Consider the following 10673-nt stretch of genomic DNA (forward strand, 5'->3'; position numbering starts at 1 on the left):
GTGACCTCAGCTTACTTTTTGGTTAGCGCGTTTGAGTTTTTCCATTTTTTGCTTGATGCGTTGGCGCTTCAATGGTGATAGATAATCAACGAATAGCTTGCCTTCTAAGTGGTCAAGCTCGTGTTGAATACAAATCGCCAGTAAGTCGTCTGCATCGAACTGAAATGGATTGCCGTCACGATCGAGTGCTTTGACCGTCACTTCGGCTGCTCGAGGCACTAAGGCACGTGAGCTCGGCACAGAGAGGCACCCTTCTTCAATACCGTCTTCACCGCGCTTTTCGATAATTTCAGGGTTGATCAGCACCATAGGCTCGTCACGCGTTTCTGATACATCGATCACGACCATGCGTTGGTGAAAATCAACCTGAGTAGCGGCAAGACCGATACCGTCTTGGTCGTACATGGTTTCAATCATGTCATCGGCCATTTTCTGGATCTCAGGGGTAACGGTATCCACCGGTTTCGCAACGGTGCGAAGGCGCTCATCTGGAAATGTTAATACGTTCAGTAAAGCCATAACGTCTCGCAAAAATTGAACTGTGCCGAATGCGGCACGGGATAATTGGGTTAATTCTAGACATTTTGCCAGCCAATTGACAGCATCAGCGCGTTCTGTCTGACAAGGAAGACGACGATGACAAAGAAACTGTGTAGGCTTGCTATGGCAGTCCTATTGACAGCGCTACTCCCGTTCAGTGTGGCGGCACAAAAGAGTGAAACACGTTATACCGTTGAGCGTGGCGATACGCTTTGGGATATTGCCGCCACCTTTTTTGCTGACCCTTGGCATTGGCCAAAGGTATGGTACGACAACCCAAGTATAAAGGATCCACACCTTATCTACCCGGGCGATACGTTGACGCTTAAGTGGCAACAAGGGAAACCGCATCTAACATACCAAGCCTCTCACACGATAGCCGCAGACGAACCGGCATCGCCTGTGCCCAGTGTTGCGCCCTTACTCTTACCCCACCTAGCACAAGATACCTTGATTGAGAAAGCACGATTAGTCGCGTTACCCAGGGTGTTGGGCTCGCCTGAGGGGCGTCGCCTTTTATCGGCGGCAGACACTGTGTATATCGATGCCGCATTACACGCGATCGATTGGCAGGTATATCGGGTCGCGCACACCTTTTCGCATCAACGCGCAGATCAAACGGCTGATAATCGCCCACAAATGGTTAGCTTGACGCACGTGGCCAATGGTTCAATCACCGACGTGGCGTCGAACTATAGCGTGATGACACTGACTCAGGTCAATCAAGAGATACGACCCAATGACGTGCTATTGCCGGCCCCCGACCGTGTTCAGGCGCCATTCTGGCCTTATCCTGCGAAAATCAAAGCGACCTTATTGGGTCACCTTTACGGCAGTGAATACGTGGCTCAAGGGCAGTTAGTCGTTCTGGATAAAGGGGCAAAGGCGCAGGTTTCGGCTGGGCAAGTATTTGAAGTCACTCAACCTGGAAAACAGGTCGTGAATCAGCCAGGTGAGTACCAGTATCAAGCACAAGCCGATAAAACCCCACTTGAGGTCACTGTATTACCGAACGTCAAAGTCGGTGAGCTGATGGTTATCCGCTCCTATCCATGGATGAGTTTGGCTGTCGTACAGCAAGCCACTCAGCCGATTAAAGCGGGTATGCAGGCGATTCCGCCTTCAAGCGCTCGGATCAGTCATGAAAGATGAGACGTTATACGCGTGGTTAACCTTGGCTCAAGTGCCACGGCTACGGGCCAGGCAACGTCGAAAACTCTTATCGACATGGCCGGTCGAGGCTATCCATCAGCAATCTCAGCAGGCGTTGGCCGCGATTGGATTAAGTGAGGATCAATGCCAGGCGATATGCAGCCCAAATCAGGCGTTAATCAATGCGAGCTTGCGCTGGGCCGAAGCGCCCGATTGCCACTTATTGTGTTTTGATCATCCCGCTTATCCCTCTTTGCTAAAAGAAATCGCTAGCGCGCCTCTCATTCTCTATGTTCAAGGTGATCCCAGCGCCTTAGCCAAGCCCCAGCTCGCCATGGTTGGCAGTCGTCATGCCACCCAATCTGGATTGACGACGGCTTATCACTTTGCCAAACAGTTGGCCGACTACGGGTTGACCATTACCAGCGGTTTAGCCTTGGGCATTGATGGGCGGGCGCATAAAGGTGCCTTAGACGGCAATGGACAAACATTGGCGGTGCTCGGCAGCGGGCTAGGGCGTATTTATCCTGCACGTCACCGTGACTTAGCCAGCCAAATTATTACGCAAGGGGCGTTGGTGTCCGAGTTCTGGCCAGATGCGCCGCCACGGGCGGAACACTTTCCTCGTCGTAACCGTCTGATCAGTGGCTTATCAGCGGGCGTATTAGTGGTGGAAGCGGCACCGCAAAGTGGCTCATTGATTACCGCGCGCTACGCACTTGAGCAAAATCGAGGGGTGTTTGCGATCCCAGGCCCAATCGATCAGGTCCAAGCGCGTGGATGCCATCAATTGATCAAGCAGGGCGCAACCTTGACGGACAGTGTGGATGATATTTTAAGTGAAGTAGACAGTTTGGTTCAGTTTGCAGTGAGCCAACAAAGCGAATTATTTAGTGATGCGCCCAAGTTAGATGCCGATCAAGGATTGCCATTTCCCACGCTGTTGGCTAACGTAGGGACTAACGCGACGTGTGTCGACGTACTAGCTGAGCGCTGCAACCAACCGGTTCACGAAATCATGATGCAGTTGTTAGACTTAGAACTCCAGGGGCTTGTAGCAGCAGTACCCGGTGGCTATGTCAGAACGAGGAGGGGCTAGCCATGATGGACATTCTTATGTACCTGTTTGAAACCTACATCCACAGTGATGTCGAGGTCATTATCGATCAGGACGAGTTAGCGGATGAATTGTCCCGTGCGGGTTTTCATCAAGATGATATTTATAAGGCCCTAAACTGGCTGGAAAAATTAGCTCAGTTACAAAACGCGGATAAACAGCCCTATCTAACAGGCAGTGCACAGAGCTCGATTCGTGTATTCACGGAGCAAGAAACCCGTTTTCTCGATCAAGAAAGCCGAGGTTTTTTATTGTTTTTAGAACAAGCTGGGGTGCTGTCACCAGAAACGCGTGAGATGGTGATCGATCGGGTGATGGAATTAGAAACGCAAGAGTTTGGTTTGGATGATCTAAAATGGGTGATCCTAATGGTGCTGTTTAACGTGCCAGGTAATGAGCGCGCGTATACGCAAATGGAAGACATGCTGTACGACGCACAAGAGGGGTACGTGCATTAACGCTTATCAATAACAGTAAAGGTGTGAATGAATACAGATAACACCCCGAAGACCCAGGAGCGCTGCCCGGAATGTGGCAGCGCTCTTGCGTTTAAATCGGGCAAACGAGGCCCGTTTCTGGCCTGTACGGCCTATCCAGACTGCCACTATACCAAAGCGTTACACCATGGTGATGGCCATGTGGTGAAAGCGCTTGGCGTGACCTGTCCGGCGTGTCAGCAGGGAGAGTTGGTGCTGCGCCAAGGTCGATTCGGCATGTTTATTGGCTGTGATCAGTTCCCGCAATGCACGCATATCGAAAAACCAGATGAACCCGATCACACCACTCTGACCTGCCCAGCCTGCCACAAAGGTGAGCTGGTGGAGCGTACCTCGCGCTATGGCAAGCGCTTTTTTGCCTGTGATCAGTACCCTAAGTGCCATTTTGCCGTGAATGCACAACCGATAGCTGGTACCTGCGAGGCATGTGGTTTTGCACTCTTGGTCGAGCGTAAAAAAGGTGGGAAAACCGTGCATCAATGTGCTGATAAGCCCTGCAGCGCGATTCAAGATGAATCGGCTGCAGAGTCGGAGAGCGAGGATTAATCGGCTTGTGCGGCCAGTGCTAACGCGGCGGACTGTAAACCGTGAAAGGTGTCGTCGGGCAGGTAGCTGGCGAGGCTCGCTAACGTGGTGGCAAGCTCGGCGTTCGAGGTGGCCGTGACATTGATATGGCCCACTTTGCGCCCCGGGAGAGGCGTTTTATTGTACCAATGCACATGGGCGTCGCGATAGGTCGCAAGCGGGACACTACCTTGACCCAAAATATTGATCATCGCAGTGGGCTGAACCAAACGGGTAGCGCCAAGCGGTAAGCCGCTGACCGCACGCAAGTGGTTTTCAAACTGACAACAGGCGCTACCTTGCTGGGTCCAGTGGCCCGAGTTATGGACTCGAGGTGCGATTTCGTTCACCAGCAAGCGACCGTCAACATCAAAAAATTCGACCGCGAGCACACCCACGTAATTGAGTGTGTCGGCAATCTTTTTCACCATTTCAGCCGCTTGTAACTGCAAACCCTGTTCGTCAGGCCGTGCCACCGACAAAGTCAGTACGCCGTTGTGGTGATGGTTTTGGGTTAGGCTGTAGCTGGCAAATTCGCCATTGGCACCACGTACACCAATTAGTGACACTTCACGCTCAAAAGGGATCATGGTCTCAGCAATGATCGCCTGGCCATCGCGCTGCTCGGGCGCGGCAAGAAAGGCGTCCAATTCGGCCCATAATGCGCTGAGATCATCACCATCACGATAGCGCCATTGCCCTTTGCCGTCATAACCATCGAGCGTGCTTTTTAACACCAAGGGCGCGCCCAGTGCATCGACGGCCTTTTCCAAATCCGCCTGTGTATACACCACACGGTATGGCGCGTTAGCCACCCCAGCTTGCATCAATAAGGCTTTCTCTATTTGACGGTCGCCACCGGTTAAAATTGCCTGCGCACTGGGGCGTAACTTTCCGCTTTGCTCGCATTGATGCAAAATGTTGGCAGGAATATGTTCAAATTCAGCGGTGATAATATCCGCGCCGGCTATCGCGGTATCGAGCCCTTGACCGAGTGGCTGCTGGGTTAAAGGATGGATAATGTCGCCGCTGCGCACATCATAAGCACTGACGATAAGATTGAGCGGCGCGCCGGCTAATGCCATCATCCGGGCCAGTTGTCCCGCGCCTAACACCAGAATATTCATGGCCTTACCCTTGTGGGTTGGGTTGAGCGAGAACGGCTTCAGTTTGCGTTTGGCGAAACGCATCCACTTTTGCCATCAAATTAGGGTCGGCAGTGGCGAGAATTTGTGCCGCAAGGAGGCCTGCATTCGCGGCGCCTGCCTCACCAATAGCGAGCGTGCCCACCGCCACGCCTTTTGGCATTTGAGCAATCGAAAGCAATGAGTCCATGCCTTTTAACGCTTTCGACTGGACCGGTACGCCGAGTACCGGCAGGCTGGTGTGTGCGGCAGTCATCCCGGGTAGATGGGCGGCACCACCGGCGCCGGCAATAATCACTTTAATCCCGCGCTCAGCCGCTTGCTGGGCATAGTCGGCAAGTAACTGTGGCGTGCGATGGGCGGAGACAATACGGGTTTCGTAAGGGATAGCAAAGTGATCCAACATAGCCGCTGCATGTGTCATGGTAGGCCAATCGGATTGCGAGCCCATGATGATACCGACAGTCATAATACGTCCTTCTTGATGACAAGCGTGAATAAGTTAAGCTGAGCGTGGCGTGAATTATACCCAGATTTCATCGCAAGGAAAACGTTTGCGTCAGCGGTGGGAGATGAAATTCCGTTAAGATCCCACTGCGTGGATCAGGTAAAGTACACACATAGTCTCAGTAACAAAGGATGTGAGCGTGGCACACGGTCAGTCGACAATTGATAAGCAAGCCGTGAAGGCTTTTTTCCTCCAGCTTCAAGATGATATTTGCCAACAGCTTGCGCAACAAGATGGTCAAGCGCACTTTATTGAAGATGCGTGGGAGCGTGAGAAAGGGGGCGGTGGCCGTAGTCGCGTCCTGCGTCAGGGCCACGTGTTTGAACAAGCGGGAGTGAACTTCTCGCATGTATTTGGCGATCAAATGCCTGCTTCGGCGACAGCACACCGTCCGGAGCTCGCCGGGCGCTGTTTTGAGGCCATGGGGGTGTCGTTAGTGATCCATCCTCATAACCCATACGTGCCAACCTCACACGCGAACGTGCGGTTTTTCATTGCCGAAAAAGAAGGCGCTGATCCTGTGTGGTGGTTTGGCGGTGGCTTTGACCTCACGCCTTTCTATCCGTTCGAGGAAGACTGCCAGCACTGGCATGAGACCGCCAAAGCCTTGTGCGCGCCCTTTGGTGATAGCGTGTACGCTGATCACAAAGCATGGTGCGATCGCTATTTTTATCTGCCCCATCGCGATGAAACCCGTGGCGTCGGCGGGCTTTTCTTTGATGATTTGAACCAATGGCCATTCGAACAGTGCTTTGCCTACACCCAAGCGGTTGGAAAAGGTTTTATCGATGCCTATCTGCCGATTGTACAGTGCCGCAAAGCTACGCCCTATGGTGAGCGTGAACGCGATTTTCAGCTTTACCGTCGCGGACGCTATGTTGAGTTTAACTTGGTGTATGACAGAGGCACGCTATTTGGCTTGCAAAGCGGTGGGCGTACCGAATCTATTCTGATGTCGATGCCGCCGATGGCGCGTTGGGAATATAATTGGTCACCTGATGACGATGCGCCGGAAGCGAGACTCTATCGCGACTACCTTAAACCGAGGGAGTGGTAACCAATGACCGATCGTTATTGCGTGGTCGGCCACCCGATTGGCCACAGTAAGTCGCCGCAGATCCACGCCGCGTTTGCGACACAAACCCAACAAGACATCGACTATCAAGCCATTGAGGCGCCGCTTGAAGGCTTTGTGACCACCATGCAGGCGTTTTTTGCGCAAGGAGGGCGCGGCGCCAATGTGACCGTGCCTTTTAAACAGCAAGCGTATGATTGGGCTGATACACTGACAGAGCGTGCCCGCCGCGCCGGTGCCGTGAATACGCTGGTTAAGCAAAGCGATGGCTCTCTACTCGGTGATAACACCGATGGCGCCGGTTTGGTGACTGACTTACACCACCACCATGTGGCACTGCGCGATAAGCGCATTATAGTCGTGGGAGCGGGCGGTGCCGCACGGGGTGTGTTGCTTCCTTTACTGGAGCAAGCGCCAGCATCGCTGATGATTGTCAATCGCACCGAGCAAAAAGCCCAGCAATTAGCCGCTGCATTTGGTGAGGCCGGACCGATCGCCAGTCATGCCGTGGATAAACCTGTGGCGGCGCCTGTTGATGTGATCATTAATGCGACCTCGGCAAGCTTACATCAAAGCTATCCCCCTCTCCCGCAAGGAGCGATTGGCCCAGCGACCACTGTCTATGACATGGTGTATCAAGCTGGCAGCACAACCAGCAACCAATGGGCGCAACGCCAAGGAGCAGGGCGGTGTTTAGACGGCTTGGGCATGCTGGTGGAACAAGCGGCGGAAAGCTTTGCTATATGGCGCGGCTGTCGGCCACAAACCGAACGTGTGCGCGAGCAGTTAAGAGAGGCACTCAATCGATGAATCAGTCCCTTATTCTGGCTGCGGACGAAGCGCAGGTCGATACGGCAAAGGCCCGTGTTTGTTTTTACGGCCAGCTTAATGGTGCATTGCTACCATGCGCTGTCCGCTTTACCACCTTATCTGCGCTCGCCGGCTGTGCGGTGGACACGGATAATGCGCAGGCGATCGTCGAACAGGTATGGTTTGATATTGAAGAGCAAATGGAAGCGGCCATCGAATCAGAAGCGTTTGAACCCGATGGCAGCTTGGTGATCTAGTGCTCGCAGCGGTAGATGTCTTTGGTGTCGACATAGTTTTGCGCTGAGCGGGCAAAATAAGCACGCTCTTTGTCAGTGAGGGGGCGGACCTGTTTGACCGGTGAGCCAACATAAAGGTAGCCGCTCTCTAAGCGTTTTCCTGGTGGGACTAAACTGCCAGCGCCAATCAGCACTTCATCTTCTATGACAGCGTCATCAAGAATAATCGTCCCCATTCCCACGAGGACTCGGTTGCCAATCCGGCAGCCATGCAACATAACCTTGTGGCCGATTGTCACTTCTTCGCCAATGATCAGCGGGTAACCTTGTGGGTTTTCGGCATTTTTATGGGTGACATGAAGGACTGAACCATCTTGTACATTGGTTCGTGCGCCAATCTGGATATGGTTCACGTCACCACGCGCCGCAACCAGCGGCCAAATACTCACATCATCGCCTAGCGTAATATCGCCAGCCAATACACTGGATTCATCAATATAGACGCGTTCGCCAAGCTGAGGCGTCATGCCTTTATAAGCGCGCAGCTGTTTTGCCATCACAAATCCCTCTTTATATCGCTATACAATGTCAGATAACGCTGACTTTGTTACCAGTTTTACACTCTAGCGAGCAAAAAAACAGCGAGTGACAGTTTTTTTCTAAAAAACCACTAAAAAGGGGTTGCCAATCTGATCAGCTTCCCTATAATGCGCCTCCATCGACACGGCACGTAGGGCAAGCGCTCAGCGCCATGTTGAAGTAAAAAATCAAATAAAAATAAACGCTTGACGTGAGTTTTTAAAAGATTAAGATAGCCGTCCACTTAACGCCAAGCGTTAGGGGAGTCAAAAAGAGGTTTTATTTCCGGCCTGAGGGTTGAAAATAAAAGATAAAATTTCTTCTTGACTTTAACGGCAAGGCGCGTAAGATACGCAGCCCTGACCAAGCGAAGCGCAGCTTCGCRCAGTCAACGCTCTTTAACAATTTGACCTATGCAATCTGTGTGGGCACTCGTTGAGAATAGACAAAAAGATTTATTCGATGAACTGAGTGACCAATACGAAACAACGTTTACGTTGTTCGGCACAGTCAATTCGTTTGTCTCGCAAGAGACGAACAAAACAGTATTTATCGAGCCGTTTGTCTTTTCTTWGGRAAAGCAAACACCAAAACTTTAATTGAAGAGTTTGATCATGGCTCAGATTGAACGCTGGCGGCAGGCCTAACACATGCAAGTCGAGCGGAAACGGCAGTATTGAAGCTTCGGTGGATTTACTGAAAGCAAACACCAAAACTTTAATTGAAGAGTTTGATCATGGCTCAGATTGAACGCTGGCGGCAGGCCTAACACATGCAAGTCGAGCGGAAACGGCAGTATTGAAGCTTCGGTGGATTTACTGGACGTCGAGCGGCGGACGGGTGAGTAACGGCTGGGAACCTGCCCTGACGAGGGGGATAACCGTTGGAAACGACGGCTAATACCGCATAATGTCTTRRTTCRTTAGAGYYRGGACCAAAGGTGGCCTCTACATGTAAGCTATCGCGTTGGGATGGGCCCAGTTAGGATTAGCTAGTTGGTAAGGTAATRGCTTACCAAGGCAACGATCCTTAGCTGGTTTGAGAGGATGATCAGCCACACTGGGACTGAGACACGGCCCAGACTCCTACGGGAGGCAGCAGTGGGGAATATTGCACAATGGGGGAGACCCTGATGCAGCCATGCCGCGTGTGTGAAGAAGGCCTTCGGGTTGTAAAGCACTTTCAGCAGTGAGGAAGGTYGTGTACTTAATASGTGCACRGCTTGACGTTAGCTGCAGAAGAAGCACCGGCTAACTCCGTGCCAGCAGCCGCGGTAATACGGAGGGTGCGAGCGTTAATCGGAATTACTGGGCGTAAAGCGCATGCAGGCGGTTTGTTAAGTCAGATGTGAAAGCCCGGGGCTCAACCTCGGAACCGCATTTGAAACTGGCAGGCTAGAGTCTTGTAGAGGGGGGTAGAATTTCAGGTGTAGCGGTGAAATGCGTAGAGATCTGAAGGAATACCAGTGGCGAAGGCGGCCCCCTGGACAAAGACTGACGCTCAGATGCGAAAGCGTGGGTAGCAAACAGGATTAGATACCCTGGTAGTCCACGCCGTAAACGCTGTCTACTTGGAGGTTGAGGTTTTAGACTTTGGCTTTCGGCGCTAACGCATTAAGTAGACCGCCTGGGGAGTACGGCCGCAAGGTTAAAACTCAAATGAATTGACGGGGGCCCGCACAAGCGGTGGAGCATGTGGTTTAATTCGATGCAACGCGAAGAACCTTACCTACTCTTGACATCCAGCGAAGCCTTTAGAGATAGAGGYGTGCCTTCGGGAGCGCTGAGACAGGTGCTGCATGGCTGTCGTCAGCTCGTGTTGTGAAATGTTGGGTTAAGTCCCGCAACGAGCGCAACCCTTATCCTTGTTTGCCAGCACRTAATGGTGGGAACTCCAGGGAGACTGCCGGTGATAAACCGGAGGAAGGTGGGGACGACGTCAAGTCATCATGGCCCTTACGAGTAGGGCTACACACGTGCTACAATGGCAGATACAGAGGGCAGCGAGACAGCGATGTTTAGCGAATCCCTTAAAGTTTGTCGTAGTCCGGATTGGAGTCTGCAACTCGACTCCATGAAGTCGGAATCGCTAGTAATCGTGGATCAGAATGCCACGGTGAATACGTTCCCGGGCCTTGTACACACCGCCCGTCACACCATGGGAGTGGGCTGCACCAGAAGTAGATAGCTTAACCTTCGGGAGGGCGTTTACCACGGTGTGGTTCATGACTGGGGTGAAGTCGTAACAAGGTAGCCCTAGGGGAACCTGGGGCTGGATCACCTCCTTACTGACGCTATTCTTGCGAGTGTTCACACAGATTGGTTGTACACACCGCCCGTCACACCATGGGAGTGGGCTGCACCAGAAGTAGATAGCTTAACCTTCGGGAGGGCGTTTACCACGGTGTGGTTCATGACTGGGGTGAAGTCGTAACAAGGTAGCCCTAGGGG

Annotated in this window: 11 protein-coding genes and 1 rRNA gene; 8 read left to right on the forward strand and 4 right to left on the reverse strand. The window is 52.4% G+C overall.

Annotation, left to right across the window (positions count from 1 at the left end):
- Positions 1 to 6: 6 nt before the first annotated feature.
- Positions 7 to 519 carry a peptide deformylase gene (gene def / locus BZG75_RS09985; RefSeq protein WP_077461770.1) on the reverse strand — a complete coding sequence of 171 codons (513 nt, stop codon included), beginning with the start codon at positions 517 to 519 and terminating at the stop codon, positions 7 to 9.
- 117 nt (positions 520 to 636) lie between these two features.
- On the opposite strand from def, the gene BZG75_RS09990 reads away from it, so the two are divergent.
- From BZG75_RS09990 to BZG75_RS10005, 4 genes are read left to right on the forward strand one after another with little or no spacing between them, the layout of a single operon-like run.
- Positions 637 to 1692 (forward strand): LysM peptidoglycan-binding domain-containing protein, encoded by a 1056-nt coding sequence (locus BZG75_RS09990; protein WP_077576867.1) that lies wholly within the window; start codon positions 637 to 639, stop codon positions 1690 to 1692.
- The gene (gene dprA, locus BZG75_RS09995; protein WP_077461768.1) at positions 1682 to 2791 is read left to right on the forward strand and encodes a DNA-processing protein DprA; all 1110 of its coding nucleotides are present in this window, start codon (positions 1682 to 1684) and stop codon (positions 2789 to 2791) included. Before BZG75_RS09990 ends, dprA begins: the two co-directional genes overlap by 11 nt.
- A gap of 2 nt (positions 2792 to 2793) precedes the next feature.
- Positions 2794 to 3267 (forward strand): DUF494 family protein, encoded by a 474-nt coding sequence (locus BZG75_RS10000; RefSeq protein ID WP_021022722.1) that lies wholly within the window; start codon positions 2794 to 2796, stop codon positions 3265 to 3267.
- Positions 3268 to 3294: 27 nt separating this feature from the next.
- Complete coding sequence (locus BZG75_RS10005) at positions 3295 to 3852, forward strand: DNA topoisomerase family protein (protein WP_021022721.1); 558 nt, start codon at positions 3295 to 3297, stop codon at positions 3850 to 3852.
- Here the strand turns inward: BZG75_RS10005 and BZG75_RS10010 are convergent.
- Both BZG75_RS10010 and purE read right to left on the reverse strand, forming a co-directional pair.
- Positions 3849 to 4997: a 5-(carboxyamino)imidazole ribonucleotide synthase gene (locus tag BZG75_RS10010; RefSeq protein WP_077576868.1), complete on the reverse strand. Its 1149-nt coding sequence runs from the start codon at positions 4995 to 4997 to the stop codon at positions 3849 to 3851. The two genes, BZG75_RS10005 and BZG75_RS10010, sit on opposite strands and share 4 nt — an antisense overlap.
- A 4-nt stretch (positions 4998 to 5001) precedes the next feature.
- Positions 5002 to 5484, reverse strand: a complete 483-nt coding sequence (gene purE / locus BZG75_RS10015) for a 5-(carboxyamino)imidazole ribonucleotide mutase (RefSeq protein ID WP_077576869.1) — start codon at positions 5482 to 5484, stop codon at positions 5002 to 5004.
- 178 nt (positions 5485 to 5662) lie between these two features.
- On the opposite strand from purE, the gene hemF reads away from it, so the two are divergent.
- From hemF to BZG75_RS10030, 3 genes are read left to right on the forward strand one after another with little or no spacing between them, the layout of a single operon-like run.
- Positions 5663 to 6580, forward strand: coding sequence for an oxygen-dependent coproporphyrinogen oxidase (gene hemF, locus BZG75_RS10020; protein ID WP_077576870.1), 918 nt, complete (start codon positions 5663 to 5665; stop codon positions 6578 to 6580).
- 3 nt (positions 6581 to 6583) lie between these two features.
- Positions 6584 to 7408 (forward strand): shikimate dehydrogenase, encoded by an 825-nt coding sequence (gene aroE, locus BZG75_RS10025; RefSeq protein WP_021022717.1) that lies wholly within the window; start codon positions 6584 to 6586, stop codon positions 7406 to 7408.
- On the forward strand, positions 7405 to 7665 hold the full coding sequence (locus BZG75_RS10030) for a DUF1488 family protein (RefSeq protein WP_158009977.1): 261 nt from the start codon (positions 7405 to 7407) through the stop codon (positions 7663 to 7665). Before aroE ends, BZG75_RS10030 begins: the two co-directional genes overlap by 4 nt.
- Here BZG75_RS10030 and BZG75_RS10035 read toward each other — a convergent pair.
- Positions 7662 to 8201 (reverse strand): gamma carbonic anhydrase family protein, encoded by a 540-nt coding sequence (locus tag BZG75_RS10035; protein WP_021022715.1) that lies wholly within the window; start codon positions 8199 to 8201, stop codon positions 7662 to 7664. The genes BZG75_RS10030 and BZG75_RS10035 overlap by 4 nt on opposite strands.
- Positions 8202 to 8941: 740 nt before the next feature.
- Here BZG75_RS10035 and BZG75_RS10040 point away from each other — a divergent pair.
- Positions 8942 to 10510 (forward strand): 16S ribosomal RNA (locus tag BZG75_RS10040).
- The last annotated feature ends 163 nt before the right edge of the window (positions 10511 to 10673 follow it).

Origin of the sequence: Salinivibrio sp. AR640 (genome assembly GCF_001995405.1) — a bacterium.
GTDB classification, from domain to species: Bacteria; Pseudomonadota; Gammaproteobacteria; order Enterobacterales; family Vibrionaceae; genus Salinivibrio; species Salinivibrio costicola.

Excerpts from the sequence above, each read along its gene's own strand:
- def (WP_077461770.1), bottom strand. The coding sequence starts at position 519 with ATGGCTTTACTGAACGTATTAACATTTCCAGATGAGCGCCTTCGCACC.
- BZG75_RS09990 (WP_077576867.1), top strand. The coding sequence starts at position 637 with ATGACAAAGAAACTGTGTAGGCTTGCTATGGCAGTCCTATTGACAGCG.
- dprA (WP_077461768.1), top strand. The coding sequence starts at position 1,682 with ATGAAAGATGAGACGTTATACGCGTGGTTAACCTTGGCTCAAGTGCCA.
- BZG75_RS10000 (WP_021022722.1), top strand. The coding sequence starts at position 2,794 with ATGATGGACATTCTTATGTACCTGTTTGAAACCTACATCCACAGTGAT.
- BZG75_RS10005 (WP_021022721.1), top strand. The coding sequence starts at position 3,295 with ATGAATACAGATAACACCCCGAAGACCCAGGAGCGCTGCCCGGAATGT.
- BZG75_RS10010 (WP_077576868.1), bottom strand. The coding sequence starts at position 4,997 with ATGAATATTCTGGTGTTAGGCGCGGGACAACTGGCCCGGATGATGGCA.
- purE (WP_077576869.1), bottom strand. The coding sequence starts at position 5,484 with ATGACTGTCGGTATCATCATGGGCTCGCAATCCGATTGGCCTACCATG.
- aroE (WP_021022717.1), top strand. The coding sequence starts at position 6,584 with ATGACCGATCGTTATTGCGTGGTCGGCCACCCGATTGGCCACAGTAAG.
- BZG75_RS10030 (WP_158009977.1), top strand. The coding sequence starts at position 7,405 with ATGAATCAGTCCCTTATTCTGGCTGCGGACGAAGCGCAGGTCGATACG.
- BZG75_RS10035 (WP_021022715.1), bottom strand. The coding sequence starts at position 8,201 with ATGGCAAAACAGCTGCGCGCTTATAAAGGCATGACGCCTCAGCTTGGC.